The sequence below is a fragment of the Corynebacterium sp. genome, from assembly GCF_030532715.1.
Classification (GTDB): Bacteria; Actinomycetota; Actinomycetes; order Mycobacteriales; family Mycobacteriaceae; genus Corynebacterium.
The window spans coordinates 257,413-276,277 of the sequence record NZ_JAUNKO010000002.1 but is presented as its reverse complement, the minus strand read 5'-3'; the positions used below and the strand labels follow the sequence as shown (position 1 = coordinate 276,277).

At 60.0% G+C, this 18,865-nt stretch carries 19 protein-coding genes; 13 read left to right on the top strand and 6 right to left on the bottom strand.

Going from position 1 to position 18,865, the window contains the following annotated elements:
- Positions 1 to 134: 134 nt before the first annotated feature.
- From glgA to Q4D83_RS04360, 4 genes are all read left to right on the top strand, one after another.
- Positions 135 to 1,307, top strand: coding sequence for a glycogen synthase (gene glgA, locus Q4D83_RS04375; protein WP_303173307.1), 1,173 nt, complete (start codon positions 135 to 137; stop codon positions 1,305 to 1,307).
- A 258-nt stretch (positions 1,308 to 1,565) separates the two neighbouring features.
- On the top strand, positions 1,566 to 3,374 hold the full coding sequence (locus Q4D83_RS04370; RefSeq protein WP_303173305.1) for an efflux RND transporter periplasmic adaptor subunit: 1,809 nt from the start codon (positions 1,566 to 1,568) through the stop codon (positions 3,372 to 3,374).
- Positions 3,375 to 3,378: 4 nt separating this feature from the next.
- Positions 3,379 to 4,086 (top strand): ABC transporter ATP-binding protein, encoded by a 708-nt coding sequence (locus Q4D83_RS04365; RefSeq protein WP_303173303.1) that lies wholly within the window; start codon positions 3,379 to 3,381, stop codon positions 4,084 to 4,086.
- Positions 4,083 to 5,345: an ABC transporter permease gene (locus Q4D83_RS04360; protein ID WP_303173301.1), complete on the top strand. Its 1,263-nt coding sequence runs from the start codon at positions 4,083 to 4,085 to the stop codon at positions 5,343 to 5,345. The genes Q4D83_RS04365 and Q4D83_RS04360 overlap by 4 nt, the downstream gene beginning before the upstream one ends.
- A 5-nt stretch (positions 5,346 to 5,350) precedes the next feature.
- On the opposite strand, the gene Q4D83_RS04355 is transcribed toward Q4D83_RS04360, so the two are convergent.
- The gene (locus Q4D83_RS04355; protein WP_303173299.1) at positions 5,351 to 5,779 is read right to left on the bottom strand and encodes a VOC family protein; all 429 of its coding nucleotides are present in this window, start codon (positions 5,777 to 5,779) and stop codon (positions 5,351 to 5,353) included.
- 175 nt (positions 5,780 to 5,954) lie between these two features.
- On the opposite strand from Q4D83_RS04355, the gene Q4D83_RS04350 reads away from it, so the two are divergent.
- From Q4D83_RS04350 to Q4D83_RS04335, 4 genes are all read left to right on the top strand, one after another.
- Positions 5,955 to 7,295 (top strand): glycoside hydrolase family 32 protein, encoded by a 1,341-nt coding sequence (locus Q4D83_RS04350; RefSeq protein WP_303173297.1) that lies wholly within the window; start codon positions 5,955 to 5,957, stop codon positions 7,293 to 7,295.
- Between the two features lie 81 nt (positions 7,296 to 7,376).
- Complete coding sequence (locus Q4D83_RS04345; protein WP_303173296.1) at positions 7,377 to 9,314, top strand: sucrose-specific PTS transporter subunit IIBC; 1,938 nt, start codon at positions 7,377 to 7,379, stop codon at positions 9,312 to 9,314.
- A gap of 38 nt (positions 9,315 to 9,352) precedes the next feature.
- The gene (locus tag Q4D83_RS04340) at positions 9,353 to 9,604 is read left to right on the top strand and encodes a hypothetical protein (protein ID WP_303173294.1); all 252 of its coding nucleotides are present in this window, start codon (positions 9,353 to 9,355) and stop codon (positions 9,602 to 9,604) included.
- Positions 9,605 to 9,607: 3 nt separating this feature from the next.
- Positions 9,608 to 10,987, top strand: a complete 1,380-nt coding sequence (locus Q4D83_RS04335; RefSeq protein WP_303173293.1) for a GH32 C-terminal domain-containing protein — start codon at positions 9,608 to 9,610, stop codon at positions 10,985 to 10,987.
- Here the strand turns inward: Q4D83_RS04335 and Q4D83_RS04330 are convergent.
- From Q4D83_RS04330 to dapE, 5 genes are all read right to left on the bottom strand, one after another.
- The gene (locus Q4D83_RS04330; protein WP_303173291.1) at positions 10,984 to 11,850 is read right to left on the bottom strand and encodes a methyltransferase domain-containing protein; all 867 of its coding nucleotides are present in this window, start codon (positions 11,848 to 11,850) and stop codon (positions 10,984 to 10,986) included. The two genes, Q4D83_RS04335 and Q4D83_RS04330, sit on opposite strands and share 4 nt — an antisense overlap.
- A 116-nt stretch (positions 11,851 to 11,966) precedes the next feature.
- Entirely contained in the window at positions 11,967 to 12,134 is a 168-nt protein-coding gene (locus Q4D83_RS04325; RefSeq protein WP_303173289.1) for a DUF3117 domain-containing protein, read from the bottom strand.
- A gap of 32 nt (positions 12,135 to 12,166) precedes the next feature.
- Positions 12,167 to 12,448, bottom strand: coding sequence for a DivIVA domain-containing protein (locus Q4D83_RS04320; protein WP_303173287.1), 282 nt, complete (start codon positions 12,446 to 12,448; stop codon positions 12,167 to 12,169).
- A gap of 8 nt (positions 12,449 to 12,456) precedes the next feature.
- On the bottom strand, positions 12,457 to 13,161 hold the full coding sequence (locus Q4D83_RS04315; RefSeq protein ID WP_303173596.1) for a TIGR00730 family Rossman fold protein: 705 nt from the start codon (positions 13,159 to 13,161) through the stop codon (positions 12,457 to 12,459).
- A 43-nt stretch (positions 13,162 to 13,204) separates the two neighbouring features.
- The gene (gene dapE, locus Q4D83_RS04310) at positions 13,205 to 14,284 is read right to left on the bottom strand and encodes a succinyl-diaminopimelate desuccinylase (protein ID WP_303173285.1); all 1,080 of its coding nucleotides are present in this window, start codon (positions 14,282 to 14,284) and stop codon (positions 13,205 to 13,207) included.
- A gap of 60 nt (positions 14,285 to 14,344) precedes the next feature.
- On the opposite strand from dapE, the gene Q4D83_RS04305 reads away from it, so the two are divergent.
- The 5 genes from Q4D83_RS04305 (at position 14,345) to Q4D83_RS04285 (ending at position 18,740) form a co-directional block, all read left to right on the top strand.
- Entirely contained in the window at positions 14,345 to 15,280 is a 936-nt protein-coding gene (locus tag Q4D83_RS04305) for a DapH/DapD/GlmU-related protein (RefSeq protein WP_303173283.1), read from the top strand.
- A gap of 96 nt (positions 15,281 to 15,376) precedes the next feature.
- Positions 15,377 to 16,774, top strand: coding sequence for an amino acid permease (locus Q4D83_RS04300; protein WP_303173281.1), 1,398 nt, complete (start codon positions 15,377 to 15,379; stop codon positions 16,772 to 16,774).
- 11 nt (positions 16,775 to 16,785) lie between these two features.
- Positions 16,786 to 17,763 (top strand): 2,3,4,5-tetrahydropyridine-2,6-dicarboxylate N-succinyltransferase, encoded by a 978-nt coding sequence (gene dapD / locus Q4D83_RS04295; protein ID WP_303173280.1) that lies wholly within the window; start codon positions 16,786 to 16,788, stop codon positions 17,761 to 17,763.
- A 298-nt stretch (positions 17,764 to 18,061) separates the two neighbouring features.
- Complete coding sequence (locus Q4D83_RS04290) at positions 18,062 to 18,253, top strand: helix-turn-helix transcriptional regulator (RefSeq protein WP_303173594.1); 192 nt, start codon at positions 18,062 to 18,064, stop codon at positions 18,251 to 18,253.
- A gap of 4 nt (positions 18,254 to 18,257) precedes the next feature.
- On the top strand, positions 18,258 to 18,740 hold the full coding sequence (locus tag Q4D83_RS04285) for a hypothetical protein (RefSeq protein ID WP_303173279.1): 483 nt from the start codon (positions 18,258 to 18,260) through the stop codon (positions 18,738 to 18,740).
- Positions 18,741 to 18,865: the final 125 nt, after the last annotated feature.

Below are 18,865 nucleotides of genomic sequence, written 5' to 3'. Positions count from 1 at the left end.
TCTTGTCCGCGCCGTACCAGTGACGCCACTGTCAGCGAAACTCCCCCGCCAGACTCGCGCCGAACCTTCTGCACCACAGCCCCCGGGAATAGTTTTCCTGCAGAACCCACGTTCGCAGGGCTACGCTCGAGGTTATGCGAGTAGGAATGATGACCAAAGAGTACCCGCCGGAGATTTACGGCGGTGCGGGCGTCCACGTCACTGAGCTGACGCGCTATATGCGGGAGCTTGTTGAGGTTGATGTCCACTGCATGGGCGGCCCACGCGACGAGGCAAACGTGTTTGTGCACGGCGTGGATCCGGACTTGCGGGAAGCGAATGGTGCGATTCAGACATTGTCTACGGGTCTGCGCATGGCTAACGCTGCGAATAATGTTGATGTGGTGCATTCCCACACCTGGTATTCGGGACTTGGTGGGCATTTGGCCGGCCGATTGTACGGGATTCCGCATGTGGTGACGGCGCATTCCCTGGAACCGCACCGCCCGTGGAAGCGCGAACAGCTTGGCGGTGGTTATGAGGTTTCCAGCTGGTCGGAGCGCAACGCTATGGAGTATGCGGACGCGGTGATCGCGGTGTCGGCACGCATGCGGGATGCGGTGTTAGAGGCGTACCCCGGCGTGTCCCCCGATAGGGTGCACGTCGTGCTCAACGGTATTGATACACAAGTGTGGCAGCCGCGCCCGACTTTCGACGCCGCGCCAGATTCCATCCTGCAAACCCTCGGCGTGGACCCGGATCGCCCGATCGTGGCCTTTGTTGGCCGTATCACGCGCCAAAAGGGTGTGGGCCATTTAGTCAAGGCTGCGAAGCTGTTCCACCCTGAGGTGCAATTGGTGTTGTGCGCGGGCGCCCCGGATACCCCGGAGATCGCGGCGGAGACGAAGGCGCTGGTGGAGGATTTGCAGGCCCACCACGATGGCGTGCATTGGGTGCAAGAGATGCTGCCCAAGGAGAAGGTGCAGGAGATTCTGACTGCGGCCGACGTGTTCGCGTGCCCGTCGATTTATGAGCCGCTAGGCATTGTGAACCTGGAGGCAATGGCGTGTGGCACTGCGGTGGTGGCTTCGGATGTGGGTGGCATTCCGGAGGTTGTTGTTGACGGCCGCACGGGCACCCTGGTGCACTACGATGAGTCCGATCCGCGAGCCTTCGAACAGGGCATTGCCGACGCCGTGAATGGCCTCACCGCCGACCGTCAACGCGCCGCGGCATTCGGTGAGGCCGGCCGGAAGCGTGCAATTGATGATTTCTCGTGGGCGACTATTGCGCAGCAAACTGTAGATATTTACCGGTCGTTAATGTAGCGCTCGCGGTGCACTGTCGCCGGACATTGTTCCTGAGAGTGCTTTCCCCTGGGTTGCGTTTGCACCCAGGGGTTTCGTATGGGCCCCTGACATCGAATTTCGGGGTTTATCTCAGGGAAAACCCTGATTGTTTTCAGCAGCTACCGGGCTAGGCTGGAAGTCAAACTATAACGGCTACCTATGGGCAATATTGCCGCACAATGTGCGCTTGCTAAACTCCAAACAAATGTTCGCCGAAATGCCGTGGAAGGATCACCAATGACTTCGGACGCTACAGCCGCCCCCACCCAGCCTCGACACCGCCTGGGAGGCATGGTAAGCAAACGAAGTCGCGTAATAGTGATCGTAGTTGTCGTCGCGTTAGCGCTGGCCTTGGTCCTGTTTCTCACCCGGCAGTTCAGCAGCCCCACGATCGTCGCGGCCAACGATTACAAGGTTCTCGCTGCCGAGAAATACTCCAACAAGGTGTCGGTACAGGGTTCCGTGGCCGCCGGCAAAACCGCCACGTTAGTCACGCAACTGACTGGCCCCGTCAAGGCGATGAATGTGGCTGTCGGCGACCGCGTGAATGAGCAACAATTGATCGCCCAAATTGATGTTTCTGCGCTTGAACGAGATTTAGAGCGTCAAACCGCGGAGCAAGCGAGCACCGAGGCTGGAAACCTCAGTCAGATTGAACAAGCTCAAACGCAGTACAACCAATACAAAGATGCGCTTGATAAAGGCCTCAACCCGGAAATTAATAGTGCTGCGGCGGCTGCCCGTACCGCCAACGATCAATACATCGAAGCGGTAAAAACCTTTGAGAATAAACAGGCAGATAAGGATGCCGGTCGCGACCCATTGATCCGGGACCAAGGCAATGCCGTAGAGAACGCGCGTTCGCAAGTCCTTACCGCCGCCCTCAACACCGTGCGCTCCGGCCTGAGCCTCGGCCAAACACTGAGCGGCAGCCCCAGCACCACCACCGGCGGTGCGAGCCCAGTGGCGGATACCGCGGGCACGGCCCAAACCCCCGGCGGCGGTACTGGCGGCGCTGGTGATACTGGTGGCGCAGGCGGCAGCGGGGACGCACAGGTGGGTTCGGCTGCGCTCAACGGTGTGGTCAACGGGGCGGACGCATTGAACCAGCTCAATGCCGCGAACCAGAACTTGCAGCACGCGGAGCAAACGTACATTGATAATTTGGCCAAAATCGACCAGGATTTGGCTACCGCGCAACGCACGGTGTCCAGCGCGTTTGCCGGGAAGAAGGAAGCGGAGACGGCACTGGAGTCGGCGCGGCTTTCGTCCAACAATCAACTGTTTAGCTACGAGCAGGCGGTACAGCAGGCGGTGCGCGCCGCGGAGGCAGGCCACCGAGTGACGGAGATCAACGAACACCAGCTGCGCCTTGATATCGCATCCGGGGAGGTACGCGCCCCGTTCGGCGGGGTGATCACCAAGGTGGTGGCCCAAGAAGGCCAGCCCGCGAGCGGCGCCCTGCTTACCGTTGGCGACGATTCCACGCTGCTGGTGGAATCGGAAATCAAGGAAGTAGACATCCCGAAGATCAAGGTGGGCACCCCGGTGAAGTTCACCACCGTGGCTACTGGGTCGAAGCAATTCCAGGGCAAGGTAACTCGCGTCTCGCCTGTTGGCACCACGGAGGCGGATAAGCAGGGTGCGGAAGGCGGGGCGTCGGCAGGCGCGAGTAAGAAAGTGTCGTTCCCGGTACAGATCGAAGTCACAGGTGAGCGGGAAGGATTGCTCATCGGAGGATCGGCGAAAGTGCAGATCATTACGGACGAGCTCCCCAACGTTATTACCGTGCCCCGCGACGCGATCTTCACCAACGATCAGAACAAGAAGGCGGTACTGGTGGCGGCGGACAGCGGCGGCGGGCACGTAATCACCGAGCGGGAAGTAAAAATCAAAACCTCCAACGACGTGGAAGCCGTAATTGACAACGGCAGCCTCAAAGCCAAGGACGTGGTGATCACCCAGCCGGACACGTACCGCAGCATGGTCGGCCAGCCGGTGGACTTGGAGCAAGCGGCAACCAAAAACTCTGGCAACAGCGAGTAAGCCCATGACGCGCGACACCAGCACCCCGTTGATTGAGCTGCGCGGCGTGGTCAAACGATTCAACGTTGGCACCCCCTCGGAGCTCACCGTCATCCCCGGCCTCGATTTCCAAGTAGACCACGGTGAGTTCGTTGCGGTGGTCGGCGCCTCCGGGTCCGGCAAATCCACCCTGATGAACATCATCGGCCTACTCGACCGCCCTACGGAAGGCACCTACCTTTTCGACGGCGTGGACATGCTGGCCACCAACGACGACCAGCTCGCCCACTACCGCAGCCAAAACATCGGTTTTGTTTTTCAAAACTTCAACCTCATCGGCCGGGTCAGCGCGCAACGCAACGTGGAGGTGCCCATGCTGTACGCGGGGATGTCCGCGCGCGCCCGCGCCGAACGCGCCGCCGAACTCCTCGAGCTGGTCGGCATGGGAGACCGGATGCAGCACCAACCAAACGAATTGTCCGGTGGGCAGAAACAACGCGTGGCTATCGCGCGGGCCTTGGCCAACAACCCTGGTTTGTTGCTCGCGGACGAGCCGACCGGTGCCCTGGATTCCACGACTGGGCGGCTGGTAATGGACATCTTCCACAAGCTGAACCAAGAGCAGCAGAAAACCATCGTGTTTATCACCCACAACCCGGAACTCGCGGCGGAGACTTCCCGCACCGTCATCATGACTGACGGCCAGCTCGCCGACGCGGAGGTTGCATCATGAGTTTCGCGGAAGCCGTTCATCTCGCACTAACCGGGTTGCGCGCCAACAAGCTGCGATCCCTGCTGACATTATTGGGCGTGATCATCGGCATCGCCGCGGTGATTACCATCCTGACGTTGGGCAAAGCGTTGCAGGAGCAGACGTCCCAAGACCTCGCCCGTGTGGGTATCAACGACTTCACCGTGAGCGTGAAATCCCGCTCCACCGAGGACGAGGAATCCAGCGGCGGCTACCTGGAAACCGTCGACGACGATTCAAAAATCACCGCCGACATGGTGGAAGACCTCCGGGGGCGGTTCGGCGACCAAATCGAAGGCATATCCATCGGCGAATCCTCCGCCCACAAAGGCAACGTCACATTCGCTGGGGAGAAAGCAACCACCACGCTGTCAGCCGTGAACGAAGACTACTTTGAGCTCAGAGGCGTAGAACTGCAGGCTGGCCGGACGTTTACCGCGGAAGACATCGCCGGAGATCGGCAACTTGCCGTGATCTCCCCGGAAACGCTCGATAAATTGTTTGCCGGCAACACTGCTGACGCGTTGGGCGCGGAAATTGACTTCGCGGCCAGCAATGGCAACACCGCCTCCTTCACCGTGGTGGGGGTGTACAAGGAAAGCCAAAACGGTTTCCTCGTGGGCAGCGACCCCACCCCCTACCTGTACGTCCCGTGGCCTTCCGAACAGCGGATCGACGATGTGATCGACGCATGGGACTCCATTGGCGTGCGGCCCGCAGCAGACCTCAACACCGACCAGATCAAAAACAGCCTGCAAAAATACCTCGACCAGGAGTACGAGGACAATCCTGATTACAAGACCACCGTCACGGACTTTAGTAAACAACTCGGCGAGCTCACCAGCGTGCTGGACACCATCAGTTTGGTGGTCTCCGCCATCGGCGGCATCTCGTTGTTCGTCGGCGGCATCGGGGTGATGAACATTATGCTCGTGACCGTTACGGAGCGCACCCGGGAGATTGGCATCCGCAAAGCGCTCGGCGCCACGCGGCGGGACATCCGCATCCAATTTGTGGTGGAATCCATGATCGTGGGCCTGATCGGCGGCGTCATCGGCGTGATACTGGGCACCATTTTTGGAGTTCTTGGGTCGATGCTCTTAAACACACCGGTGTACCCACCGCTCGGCTGGATCGTGGTCTCGCTGGTATTTTCCCTGGCCATTGGCCTGTTCTTTGGGTATCATCCCGCGAACAAGGCCGCCAAACTCGACCCCATCGAGGCGCTACGCTACGAATAACGTTGTTACTCGGCTGCGCTTGAACCGACGGAGATGTTGACCATCCATGTCACGCCAAAGCGGTCGCGCACCTGGCCGAACATATCGCCCCACGGCGCCTCCGCCAGCGGAAGAACCACGGCGCCACCGTCGCTCAATGCGTCGAACCATGCGGCGACACGTTCGCGCTCCACTGCCTGCCCGCCAATGGCAAGCTGGATGCTGGTGTCTGGGTGGAAGTCTATGCCCACGTCGGCCGCCATAAACGTCCAACCATCGGCGGTTTCCAGGTGGGCGTGCATGATCAGTTCGGCCTGCTCCGGGGAGCTGGCTTGGCCCGCTTCCCCGAACGTCATCATGTCCAGTTTGCCGCCAAAAATACTGTGGTAGAAACTCATCACCTCGCGGGTGGAATCACGGAAATGCAAATACGGGTTTACCCAAGTTTTTGCCATAAAAATCTGCCCTCACCTTTCACAATGGTCGGCACGTTCAATCCTGAGGCGCCCAGTGTAGCGCACGCCACGGCGCAATGCAGGTCAAAGCGGAGTAGTTTGGGCAGTACCAGCGCGCACGCACTCACGCGCGCAACCCCCGTAAATTGCTCGCACCTTGCTAGGAGCTCACCACATGCCGAATGCCGAACAACACGCTCAGGTTTCGCCCACGCATTATCGCCCGAAGTTTCATCTAGCGCCGCCAATTGGGCGATTAAATGACCCCAATGGATTGTATTTTGAACACGGCGTGTTACACGCTTATTTCCAGCACGATCCGCAATGGCCCATCGCAGGAAAACGCACCGGCTGGGGGCATGCGATTGCGCAAATTTCGCCGGGTGAACCGGAGCGGTGGCAGCATTTGCCTGACGCGTTGTACCCAGCAGTTGATTACGATACGCACGGCTGTTATTCGGGGTCTGCGGTGCTGGTGGACGGCGAGCTGGAGCTGTTTTACACAGGCAACGCCAAGCCTGGTGGCCAGCGACGCGCCACCCAGAATTTAGTACATGTGGTTGATCGGCACGCGGCCCATGGGGGTGCGCACATTCGCGACGCCGCCAACCCGCTGATCGAGGGCCCAGCCGAGGGCTACACGGCGCATTACCGGGACCCACAGGTACTCTTCCGCGATGGCCAGTGGTTGATGCTTTTGGGCGCGCAACGCACGGACGAAACAGGCGCGGTGGTGCTGTATACGTCTGCGGATCGCCGCACATGGTCCTTCGCCGGTGAAATCACGTTCGATTGCTCGAATGCTCGTTTGGGGGACGCGCCGGATTTGATTCCCGGCGGCTACATGTGGGAATGCCCAAATTTGATTCGGTTGCGCGATGAGGTTTCCAACACAGACAAAGATGTTTTGATTATCCTTCCCCAAGGCTTGGACCCAGTCGATCATCATTACGCAAACAACCATCAATGCGGGTACCTTGTGGGCCAGCTGGAGGGGACGCGATTTGTGGTAGAGCGCGGGTTTTCGGAGTTGGATTACGGCACCGAGTTTTACGCCCCGCAGGTGGTCCACAATGCGCCGGAGCCGTGGCTGGTCGGCTGGATGGGGCTGCCGGATCAGGACGATCAGCCCACCGCCGCCGAGGGCTGGGTGCACACGCTAACCATGGTTCGCCGCCTACGACTCGCCGATGGCGTGTTATTGCAACAGCCCCGCGCCGAAACCACCGCATTCGAGGTTGCGCGGGGGGCAAGACTAACGCTTGTCGACACCGCGGGCGCTGAGCTCATGCACTTTAGCGTCGGCGATTCGTGGGTTGAGCTCGACCGTTCGGCACAGTTGTATCACGCTGGCGGGGATCGGCGTCGAGGCCCGCTGAGCAGCGGAGATCACCCTATCGACGCGCGCATCGTGGTAGACGGGTCGTGCGTGGAGGCATTTTTCGAAGATGGTCGGACAAGCATGTCCGTTCGGGTGTTTGGAAACCAACCATTCGGAAAAATTAAAGTGACGTAAGTCATATTTCCTTCGGTATACAATGCAAGCCACTTCCGATAATGTTGTTTTTACCAACATAAATCAACATTGGAGGACGTAATGAACCACGCAGACGTCGCTCGGAGGATGCTTGAAGCCCTCGGCGGCGAATCAAACATTAAGGCGGCGGCGCATTGCGCCACCCGCATGCGACTGGTCATTGACGACGAAGAGCTCATCAATCAGGCCGCCCTGGACGACGACCCTGATTTGAAAGGCACGTTTTCGGCTGGGGGGATGTACCAAATCATCGTCGGCCCGGGCGATGTCGACTTGGTCTACGACGAGTTCATCAAACTCACCGGCAACAAAACCGTAAGCACCGAAGAACTCAAAGATGTTGCCGCCCAGACCGGCAACCCGGTGAGCCGCGCAATCAAAGTGCTTGCCGATATCTTCGTGCCGCTGATCCCAATCCTGGTCGGCGGCGGTTTGCTCATGGCGTTGAACAACATCCTCACCGCCGAAAACCTGTTCGGCGCGGATCCCTTGATCACGCAATTCCCCGCGATCGAAGACTTCGCGTCCATGATCAACCTGCTGGCCGCCGCGCCGTTCGCGTTCCTTCCAGTACTGGTCGGTTTCACCGCAACCAAACGCTTCGGCGGCAACGAGTTCCTCGGCGCCGGTATCGCCATGGCCATGGTGTTCCCCAGCCTGGTCAATGGCTACGAGGTAGCCGAGACCATCGCTGAAGGCAAGATGGAGTACTGGAACCTCTTCGGCCTCGACGTCGCACAAGCTGGCTACCAGGGCACCGTGCTGCCCGTGCTGCTGGTGTCGTGGCTGCTGGCCCAGGTGGAAAAATTCCTCCACAAGCGACTGTCCGGTACCGTGGACTTCCTTGTCACGCCTGTGCTCACCCTGCTGATCACCGGTTTTGCCACATTTATCGCCGTCGGCCCGGCCATGCGCTGGTTGGGCGACACCCTCGCTCACGGCCTGCAAGGCCTCTATGAGTTCGCCGGCCCCGTTGGCGGCTTCCTGTTCGGCTTGGTGTACTCCCTCATCGTGATCACCGGCCTGCACCAATCCTTCCCGCCGGTGGAGCTGCAATTGTTCGCTGTGGGCGGTTCGTTTATCTTCGCCACCGCGTCCGTGGCCAACGTTGCCCAGGGTGCCGCCACCTTGGCGGTGGGGTTGACCACCCGGGACGAAAAGCTCCGTGGCTTGTCCATGGCGTCCGGCCTCTCCGCGTGCTTCGGCATCACCGAGCCCGCCATCTTTGGTGTGAACCTGCGCCTGCGCTGGCCGTTCTACATTGGCATGGGCGTCGCCGCTATCACGGGCGCCATGATCGCTATTTTCAAGGTGAAGGCCGTGGCACTTGGTGCCGCCGGGTTCATCGGCTTCGTGTCCATCAAGGCGAGCGATATCCCAATGTTCCTGGTCTGTGTGGCTACCTCCTTTGTGTTGTCCTTCGCCGCGGCCTACAGCTACGCGATGTACCTGCGCCGCAAGCAGCCGGTCACCCACGCGGCAGAACCGGAGCCGTTTATTCCGGAGCCGGAGCACCAGGACGCGGAACGATTGGCCAGCCCGTTAACCGGTGAACTCATCCCACTGGCAAACGTTTCCGACGCCGCGTTCGCCGCCGGCCAGATTGGCCCTGGCTTTGCGGTCATCCCCAGCGAGGGGGTATTGCGCGCCCCCGCTTCGGGCAAAGTGAAGGTGGCGTTCCCCACGGGTCACGCGGTGGCGATCGGCACCGATGAGGGCGTGGATGTGCTTATGCATATCGGCTTCGATACCGTCAAACTCGAGGGTAAGGGTTTCGAACTCAAGGTGGCGAAGGGAGACATCGTTCAGCAGGGCGATGTCCTGGTGGAATTCGATCTTGAGGCGATCCGCGCTGCTGGCCTCGACACCGCCACCCCGGTAGTTATTTCGAACCATCGCAAGCGTGGTCGAGTGGATGTGGATGCCGCGCCCGGCCCGATCACTGCCGGCGACCACGTGGCCACAGTACACCCGAAAGAACTTGTGGGTACGAACTAATCGTGCACGACTCCCCGAGGATGTCTATCCTCGGGGACATGAACGATGTGCACAGCTTTCCCGTGGAATGGCACACAATCTTTCAGAATTCTTTGATGCCCGCCCGCTTGGAAGACGGCGACGTGTTGGATTCCACGGTGCCCCATTTCACGGTGCATCAGGGAAGCGCCAAAGCGTGCCCGGGTACGGACTTGCAGTCGCGCCTGCCGCTGGCGATGGATGTTTCTGCCGCGAGTTTGAATCCTGACGTTCTTGACCAGCAACTCCACGCCGCGGAAGTAAAGGATTAAACCATGTCGCACGCATCGCACCATCCGGAACTTCACGCCACAGCTGAGCAAGGTATTTTAAACGCCCCGGCCGGGGTATTGCGGAGCACGGATTCCTGGCATATTTTCCACCAATACCAACCGACTATCGACGCCGCGGCTCGCTGGGCGCACCAAGTCTCCCCCGCCGCCCCATACGATTGGGTGATTTGCGACGACGTGCTGGCCCCCGTCGGCGCGGAAACCAAACTGCGCGCCGGCTCGGTGGCCAACGATGGGGATACGGTGGATTTGTTTTTCACTTCGGTAACGGATACCGGTTGCAGCATCCACGTCGCCACGATCGAAAACATCACCGAAACCCTTGCGGAGATTTCGGACGATGCGCTGCACCTAGACGAGCACGTCGTCCGCTGCGGGGAGGTCTTGAGCGACCAAGACGGCTACACGGATTTCCGTTCTCCGTGTGTGGTACCCAAAAACGATGGGTGGCTCATGCTGGCGGTGACCGGCGAAAGCGAATCCCCCACACTGGTCATTGCGGAATCGGACGATCGCCGCAACTGGAAGGTGTGCGGCCCGTTGACCTTTGCGGGTACGACGAATGTGGAGCAGGAGCGGCGCTTGGTGGCTCCGCGCATCATTCAGCTGCGGGACGAACTCGCCACAGACTCCGAAGAAGTGTTTGACATCCTCATTGTGACCTTAGAGCGGGACGGGGTGGATCATTCCGGTTACCTCGTGGGTACCCTTGATGGCACGGTGTTCCATGTGCGCACCCCCTTCCAGCGCTTGGACTTTGGCCACGATTTCACCCGCCCCCGCAACACGAACACCTTAGATCACGCGACGTACGGCCGCGCCGCGCTCTTTGGGTTGATGAACGGAATTGGCCGCTACGACGATCCCACCACGCATTTAAGTTTGCGATCCGAGCAGTGGGCGAATTGCCTGTCGGTGCCGCGGCTGACCACGCTGGAGGGAGGGTTGCTGTTCCAAACGCCAGCGTTTGGTTTGCCGGCGGCTGTGGAGCAAACCAATTGGGCGCGCCTGTGGACGGGCCTGTTCGACGCCAGCGAAGGCGCCGTCACCGTCACCTTATACAACCCGGATGATTCGATCGCGGGTGTGGTGCGCCACTCTGGGGACCGGCTACAATTCGACCGCTCCATGAACCCGCACCACCTCGGCTCCCCCATCGCTGAGGCCGAGTTGATTGCCGCGGACACGGACGCCCTGACCATCCTCGTCGATGGGTCCACCGTTGAGATCTTCGCCGACGGCGGGGTGGCCACCATGGCCAGCCGCGTCTACTTTGACACCCACTGCGCCCGCCTCGAGGTGGAAACCTCGGGCGATGCAACCATCTTGCAGTGCTACGAGGTCACCGGCGCAGAGCTCTAAGCCCCAGCGCGGGCCAGCCGGGTAATCACCGCGCGGGCGGTGACTTCCATCTGTTTCGGCAGCGCGGCGATACGTTCGGCAAGCACATCGGGGTGGATGTGCCGCGCCGACGGGCTCATGCCGATCTGGTGGGCGATGGAATCCTGGTCCAGCGTCATGCGGAATTCCACCGGCTCCGGCTCCCCAACCGGCACCAAATGGCCGGCGGCCTGCTCGATCATGCGATCAACTTTTCCGCGTTCCACATCAATAATGCCTAACGGTTCGCGCAGTTCGGCGAGGTGGCCCGCGTCGTCGGTAAGCACTACCACCTGGCCGCCGGGTTTCAGCACGCGGGCAAACTCGGCGGCGTTGCGGGGGGCGAAAATCACGGTAATCGCGTCGATGGAAGCATCCTGCAACGGCAGGCGCGCCCACGCGTCCGCAACCACAGCCCCAGCACGCGGATGGCACCGGGCCAAATGCTTCGCCGCAGGCACGGACACATCAATGCCGACGCCGCGAGCACCAGCGACGTCATCCAGCGTGTGGGAAAGATAATACCCAGTGCCAGCGCCAATTTCGCAGATCACCGGTGCGGTATCCTCACCCAAGTGCGCATCGTCGAGGGCGCAATGCACCTGGTTGGACACTGCCTCCACAAACGGGCCGTAATGCCCACGGGACAAAAACAGCTCGCGGGAGTGAATCATGTCCGCGTCATCCCCCGTGTAACGCAAACCGGCGCCACCGGCGAGCGTCACAAACCCCTCCGCCGCAATTGGATACACGTTGCCCGAAGCGGATTTCAACGCGCCAGCATCCATGGCCAAGGCCGTGCCGTCCACCGGATCGGCGAGGACATCGATGACATCGGTCAACATACGGTACGTCTCCTTTGAAAGGTATGCGTTTCGGCTATTGTAACGGCAGCAGGCACGAAAAAATGCCCCGCCCCTCACGCTCGGTGGATGTGCAACAATCGGAGACTGCGAATGAACTATTCAGCAGCGGCGACCAATAGCGCGCCAAGTTCTGCGGCTTCTTGCTTATTCAGCTCCACCACCAAACGGCCGCCGCCGTCGGTGGGAATCCTCATGACGATCTTCCGGCCTTCTTCCGCCGCTTCCATCGGGCCGTTTCCGGTCCTAGGCTTCATCGCTGCCATCGGTGACCCAACTCCAAACATTGCTCAGGTTTTTACTTGGTATCTTCCAAGTCTAACCTGTTTTTCTGCTGTTGTTTAAGCAAGTAAGCAAGAGCATCGTCGACTTGTTGTTGGTTATAACCCCGCAAGGCGGTGTCGAAACGCAAGGCGGTGATATCACCCCGATCGATACTCGCACGGTTGTGCGAAATAATGTCGGACGTTGCAGGCAGCGGCGGAAGTTCCTCCCCACGACCAAACAATGCGCCGAACACAAACGTGAGGATCACAATCACAATGATTACGGCCACCGTGTAAGCCAACCAAAGCAGCATACAACACCCTAACGCGTGTGAGCTGCGACAATCGTGTCCACAGCCTCTTCAACGGAATCTGTCAGCACAAAAAGATCCATGTCCTGCGGGGAAATCATCCCCTCGGCGACCAAGTGTTCGCGAATCCAATCCACCAGCGGACCCCAGAACGAAACCCCCATTAATACGATGGGGAAATTCGTAATTTTCCCTGTTTGCACCATACACAGCACCTCGAACAATTCATCGAGAGTGCCGAAGCCGCCGGGCAGACACACAAACGCCTGAGAATACTTCAGGAACATCGTTTTCCGCACGAAAAAATAGCGGAAGTTTAAACCCAGGTCGATCCAATCATTCAAACTCTGCTCATGCGGCAACTCAATACCCAGGCCCACCGACATGCCGTCAGCCTCCACGGCACCCCGATTCGGCGCCTCCATCAAGCCCGGACCGCCGCCAGTAATCACCGCATAGCCAGCCTCCGTGAGACGCTTCCCCAACTCCACACCCTTGACATAGTACGGATGGTTGCCGTTGATACGGGCGGACCCGAACACCGTCACGGCGGTGGGAATCTCCGCCAACGCGCCGAACCCATTGACAAATTCGCTTTGGATCCGCAGCACCCGCCACGGATCCTTGTGCAGCCAGTCGGAGTCGGGGCGGCCGTCGAGAAGACGCTGATCGGTGGTGGTCTCCACAGGTTGCGTGGACAGCACAGGTCCGCGCATCTGTGGTGGGCGGCGCTTTTTGTTCATGTCGGTTCCAATCGAACTACGTAGTGAGGTACTTGTGCAGCGTCTCGGACACGGACGTAATCATGCCCACTGGGCACTGCTCGTCGCGGGTGTGACAATACGCCGGATCACCCGGGCCGAAATTCACGGCTGGGATACCGAGCGCGGAAAACCGAGACACATCAGTCCAACCGTACTTGGCGCGGAACTTCCCGCCGGTAGCGGACACGAGCTCTGCAGCAGCCGGCTGCGAAAGGCCAGGTAGCGCGCCCGAGACAGCATCATCAACGTGATACTCCACCCCGGCGGGCAACGCCAGCACCTCCAACATATGCGACAACGCATCGTCAACGCTGCGATCCGGGGCGAAGCGGAAATTCACAAACATCCACGCCTCATCCGGAATCGTATTGGTGGCCACGCCGCTTTCACAGTGGACGATGTTGAGCCCCTCCCGGTAGGAGCAGCCGTCGATATCCACCTGCCGTGCCTCGTACGACGCAACCCGCGAAATCACCGGAGCCAACACGTGCATGGCGTTCACCCCCATCCACCCACGCGCCGAATGCGCGCGCTTCCCCGTCGCCGTAATGCGCAGACGAATCGAACCCTGGCAACCCGCCTCAATCATCGCACCCGACGGCTCCCCCAAAATCGCCACATCCCCGCGCAACCACTCCGGGTGCTCGGCGGCAATATGACCTAGGCCATTGAACTCGTCCGAAACTTCCTCACCCTCGTAACAAATCAAGGTAATGTCGCGGCGCAAATGTTCCGAACCCGCAAGCGTAGCAAGGGCATGAAGGAACACGGCGTCGCCACTCTTCATATCCACCGTGCCACAACCGAACAAAATATCGCCTTCGCGGTGGGATGGAACATTGTCGGCGGGCGGCACGGTATCCAAATGCCCGGCGAGGATTACGCGAGTAGCAAACCCCCGATTCGTCCGGGCAAGAACATTGTTGCGAAAACGCAGCACCTCGACGCCGTCGATGGCGCGCACCGCCGCCTCAACCGCATCGGCGATGGGGCCCTCATGGTGGGAAGGGCTAGGAATATCCACAAGTTCGGCGGTGAGGCGAACCGGATCCGCTGTCAGATTAAGTGAATTCACGCACCCAACTCTAGCCACCTAATCGCGGGTGACCTACACACGGCACAGTACGATAAACATATGACGATTCAGGGTTTGCATGGCGTGGGTGCGCACGCCGTTGGCATCGCTAATATCGCAATGGATGGAACAGTACTGGACACTTGGTTCCCCCATCCCGAGTTGTCCACGGGCCTCACCCGCACCGGCTCCGAACGCCTCGGCGCCCAAGACCTTTCGCCCAAAATGCTCTCACTAGTCAAACTTGATGAAGACCGCATGGTAGAGCAAGTGGCTATCAAAACTTCAATCAAATCCCTCGCCCAACCCGCAGTAGACGCGCACGACGCCTACCTGCGCCTCCACCTCCTTTCGCACCGCATGGTGCGCCCGCACGAAATCAACGTCGAGGGCATCATGGAGCGGTTAGCCACCGTCGTGTGGACCAACAAGGGCCCCTGCCTGCCGGACAATTTCGAGTTTGTCCGCACCTCACTGCGCTCGCGGGGATTAATCCACGTCTACGGCATCGACCGGCTACCCCGCATGGTTGACTACGTGGTGCCCACCGGCGTGCACATCGCCGAGGCGGAACGGGTGCGGCTAGGCGCCTACCTCTCGCCCGGCACATCCGTCATGCGGGAAGGGTTCGTGTCCTTTAACTCCGGCACACTCGGGCCGGCGAAAGTTGAAGGGCGGTTGTCCTCCGGTGTGGTTATCGGGGAAGGCACCAAGGTGGGGCTTTCCGCCACCATTATGTGCCAGCGCACCGAAGACGGCGGGCGCATCCCGCTCGTGATCGGCGAGAATTGTCGGTTCGGGGTGAGCTCCGGAATCATCGGCATTTCTCTCGGCGACAACTGCCACGTGGGCAACAATGTCATCGTCGAGCCAGATACACTGCTGTATTTCGCAGACCACGACGAACTCGCCCCCGCCGCGCGAATCGCCGAGCAACACAATTGGCAGCTGCGCGTAGAGCCTGGTTATCGGGAAATCGTCGCCCGGCGAGTCTAGGATCGCCTACCCCGCGAAGCTGCACAAATGGGGGTAAAGTTCGTTTTCTTGGGGGCAAGCGGGACACTCGTAACGTTGCAATATAGGGTAAACCCCATGACGAACGTGGATACCGCAGAAGCCGGACTCGGTTCCGGCCTGAAAACACGCCACCTCACGATGATGGGCCTCGGGTCCGCGATCGGCGCCGGGCTGTTCCTCGGCACCGGCGTGGGCATCCGTGCCGCCGGCCCTTCGGTGTTGCTGGCGTACATGCTCGCGGGTGCGGTGATTGTGTGCATCATGCAAATGCTGGGCGAAATGGCCTCGGCGCGCCCCGCTTCCGGCTCCTTTTCCACCTACGCCGAAATGGCGTTCGGACGGTGGGCCGGTTTCTCGCTTGGCTGGCTGTACTGGTTCATGCTCACCATGGTGCTGGGTGCGGAAATGACCGGTGCGGCGGCATTCATGGGCCAATGGTTCGGCGTCGACCCATGGATTCCCGCACTGGTGTGCGTAGCATTTTTTGCCGCCGTAAACCTCGCCCAAGTCGGCGGCTTCGGTGAGTTCGAATTCTGGTTCGCTTTTATCAAGGTCGCCGTGATCATTGCGTTCCTGGCCATTGGTACGTTGCTGATCTTCGGCCTGTTGCCCGGTTCGGAATACGTGGGCACCAGTAACTTCCTCGGCGAGGCTGGCTTCATGCCCAATGGCATCTCCGGGTGGGCCACCGGTTTGCTGGCTGTTGCGTTCGCGTTCGGCGGCATCGAAATCATCACCATCGCCGCCGCGGAATCGGACAACCCTTCGAGTGCGATTGCCACCGCGGTGCGGTCCGTGATTTGGCGCATTTCCGTGTTCTACTTGGGCTCGGTGCTGGTCATTACCTTCCTGCTCCCCTACGCGCAGATCGACGGCGCGAAGTCCGCCGCCGAGTCTCCGTTTACCGTGATCCTGGCTAGGGCGAACATTCCGGGCATCGTGGGCATCATGGAAGCCGTGATTGTGCTGGCGTTGCTTTCGGCATTCAACGCCCAGATTTACGCCACCTCACGCCTCTGCTTCTCCCTCGCACAGCGTGGCGACGCCCCCGCCCTGTTCGCCTCCACCAACAAACAAGGCGTGCCAATTAACGCCGTGCTGCTGTCCATGGTGTTCGCATTCGCATCGGTCGGCTTGCAGTACTGGAACCCGGAAGGCCTGCTGGACTTCCTACTCAACGCCGTGGGCGGCTGCCTGGTGGTCCTCTGGGTTGTCATCGGCCTCAGCTACATCAAACTCCGCCCAGAACTGGCCAAGCAGGAAAATGTGTCTGTTCGAATGTGGGGTTGGCCGTGGCTACCGTGGCTGACTGTGGCCTGCCTCGTTGGCCTCACCCTACTCATGCTTGCCGACCCCCAGTCCCGCAGCCAAATCACCTCCGTCACCGTCATCTGCGTGGTGCTGGTGCTCCTGTCCGCGATTCCGCGGCGCCGACCGGCGGACGCCGCCACCGATGAAAAGGCCGTGCGGTAACCTTAGATCCCATGACTGCAGCACAAGCTTACGGATTAGCAACCTACGCCCACGACGGCACCGTCCTCGACTGTTGGTTCCCCCAACCCGAACTCAGTGACGATTCCCTTCCTGCGGGAACCGAGCGCGTTACCGGCGACGATCAACACCCACAACTCGTCGCCTTGGCTGGGCGGGATGACCTCCGCAACACCGAACGCGTACTCATCCACACCACCATCGCGGACCTCGACGCAGCGCCCATCGACGCGCACGATGCCTATCTGCGGCTGCACCTGCTGTCCCACCGGCTCGTCCGCCCGCACGGCGCAAACCTCGACGGCGTGTTCGGTCTGCTTGCGAACGTCGTATGGACCAACCACGGCCCGTGTGCCGTACAAGGTTTCGAACTCACGCGGGCGGCGCTGCAAACCCGGGGCCCGGTAACCGTCTACTCCGTGGACAAATTCCCGCGCATGGTTGACTACGTCATGCCCACCGGCGTACGCATAGGTGACGCCGACCGCGTCCGCCTCGGCGCACACCTCGCCGAAGGCACCACTGTCATGCACGAAGGCTTTGTCAACTTCAACGCCGGCACCCTCGGCTCCTCCATGGTGGAAGGCCGCATTTCCGGTGGCGTCGTTGTCGGCGACGGCTCCGACGTAGGCGGCGGCGCATCCATCATGGGCACCCTGTCCGGCGGCGGCAAAGAAGTTATTTCCGTGGGGCAACGTTGCCTACTCGGCGCGAACTCCGGCTTAGGCATTTCGCTTGGCGACGACTGCGTGGTCGAGGCCGGCCTCTACGTCACCGCTGGATCCAAAGTCACCGTATTTGGTGACGTTGCCAAAGCCTTCGGCAAATCCAACGGCTACGCAGTAAAGGCAGTGGAACTTTCCGGCGCAAACAACGTGCTTTTCCGCCGCAACTCCATCACCGGCGCCATCGAAGCTACCCCGTGGAAATCTGCCGCCGTGGAGCTCAACGCCGACCTGCACGCGAACTAGATTTCTACATTTCGGGGGGCTGGGGCGCCGGCCTATGTGGCCGCCCAGATTGGGATTGGGCTCGCCCTTTGAATGCTGAGCCACGCCACGGCTAGCATCCAGCTTTACACTCCCACGGCGATGGTCCTTGTGCTGACCATCGCCGATTCCCGCCTGCCCAAAACACAAGGCACAAATCCCACTGCCTGGTCGCTCGCACCCCGGTTATCGAGTTTTATTCACATTCCGACCGGTTTCCTTGCCGCTTTGTAAAGTATCTTTTACACTTTGTCATGTGAACACGTCACAGTCGGCGAACATGGTGCGAAAGTACCGACGCTGGGCCGAGCTCTCCCAAGCGGAGCTCGCCCAGCAGGTCGGAGTTTCACGCCAGACCATCGCCAATATTGAGAAAGGAAACTATTCGCCTTCCGTGCATCTTGCCCTTGCGATCTGCCGGATTCTCGGCAAAACAGTCGAGCAAGTATTCGGAGAAGAACAGGAAGGATAAGGCAATGAACTTTGCAAACTCAGTCATCGAAACAATCAACCAAAAAACCGAGGACGAATACCAAGCCGCGATCGTCCACCAGGCAAACTCAATCACCCAAGCCGCCACAACTTTAATCTCCTTCTGGGTTGCAGCAATCGTTGCTTGGGTATTACCCAGTCGATACAGCTATATTTCGCTCCTCATGATCGTGCCGATCCTATTAGGCTCCATCATTGGCACTCGGTGGTTACGCAACCATATCCCCGTCCCGGTAAATCTCCGGTTGAGCAAACTCGAAATGCTAAGCGTCGGCGCCAGCGGCATCTTATGGGTGGCCGGCATGTGGTACAGCGTCAGCGTCGCCGAACCCGCAAGCAGCCACTGGGGAATCATCGGCGGAGCAATCGTAGGATTCGTCTTCGCACTCATTGCAGTTCCCATTTCGATGCGCAACCAACGCCGGCGCGATATCAAACGCCTCGACGCCCAACTCGGCGACGACTAACCCAGCAGTAAACATCCCCTGGATTGCACAGTTTCAGGACGCCAGCGCCCTGAAAAATAATCGGCCTTCATTGTTGTAGTCATATTGCAACGAACGCGGCCCCACGAAACCCCCTCAGTCAGGCA

Bases quoted from the DNA above. Each gene is read 5' to 3' on its own strand.
- glgA (WP_303173307.1), top strand. From the start codon at position 135: ATGCGAGTAGGAATGATGACCAAAGAGTACCCGCCGGAGATTTACGGC.
- Q4D83_RS04370 (WP_303173305.1), top strand. From the start codon at position 1,566: ATGACTTCGGACGCTACAGCCGCCCCCACCCAGCCTCGACACCGCCTG.
- Q4D83_RS04365 (WP_303173303.1), top strand. From the start codon at position 3,379: ATGACGCGCGACACCAGCACCCCGTTGATTGAGCTGCGCGGCGTGGTC.
- Q4D83_RS04360 (WP_303173301.1), top strand. From the start codon at position 4,083: ATGAGTTTCGCGGAAGCCGTTCATCTCGCACTAACCGGGTTGCGCGCC.
- Q4D83_RS04355 (WP_303173299.1), bottom strand. From the start codon at position 5,779: ATGGCAAAAACTTGGGTAAACCCGTATTTGCATTTCCGTGATTCCACC.
- Q4D83_RS04350 (WP_303173297.1), top strand. From the start codon at position 5,955: ATGCCGAATGCCGAACAACACGCTCAGGTTTCGCCCACGCATTATCGC.
- Q4D83_RS04345 (WP_303173296.1), top strand. From the start codon at position 7,377: ATGAACCACGCAGACGTCGCTCGGAGGATGCTTGAAGCCCTCGGCGGC.
- Q4D83_RS04340 (WP_303173294.1), top strand. From the start codon at position 9,353: ATGAACGATGTGCACAGCTTTCCCGTGGAATGGCACACAATCTTTCAG.
- Q4D83_RS04335 (WP_303173293.1), top strand. From the start codon at position 9,608: ATGTCGCACGCATCGCACCATCCGGAACTTCACGCCACAGCTGAGCAA.
- Q4D83_RS04330 (WP_303173291.1), bottom strand. From the start codon at position 11,850: ATGTTGACCGATGTCATCGATGTCCTCGCCGATCCGGTGGACGGCACG.
- Q4D83_RS04325 (WP_303173289.1), bottom strand. From the start codon at position 12,134: ATGGCAGCGATGAAGCCTAGGACCGGAAACGGCCCGATGGAAGCGGCG.
- Q4D83_RS04320 (WP_303173287.1), bottom strand. From the start codon at position 12,448: ATGCTGCTTTGGTTGGCTTACACGGTGGCCGTAATCATTGTGATTGTG.
- Q4D83_RS04315 (WP_303173596.1), bottom strand. From the start codon at position 13,161: ATGCGCGGACCTGTGCTGTCCACGCAACCTGTGGAGACCACCACCGAT.
- Q4D83_RS04305 (WP_303173283.1), top strand. From the start codon at position 14,345: ATGACGATTCAGGGTTTGCATGGCGTGGGTGCGCACGCCGTTGGCATC.
- Q4D83_RS04300 (WP_303173281.1), top strand. From the start codon at position 15,377: ATGACGAACGTGGATACCGCAGAAGCCGGACTCGGTTCCGGCCTGAAA.
- dapD (WP_303173280.1), top strand. From the start codon at position 16,786: ATGACTGCAGCACAAGCTTACGGATTAGCAACCTACGCCCACGACGGC.
- Q4D83_RS04290 (WP_303173594.1), top strand. From the start codon at position 18,062: ATGGTGCGAAAGTACCGACGCTGGGCCGAGCTCTCCCAAGCGGAGCTC.
- Q4D83_RS04285 (WP_303173279.1), top strand. From the start codon at position 18,258: ATGAACTTTGCAAACTCAGTCATCGAAACAATCAACCAAAAAACCGAG.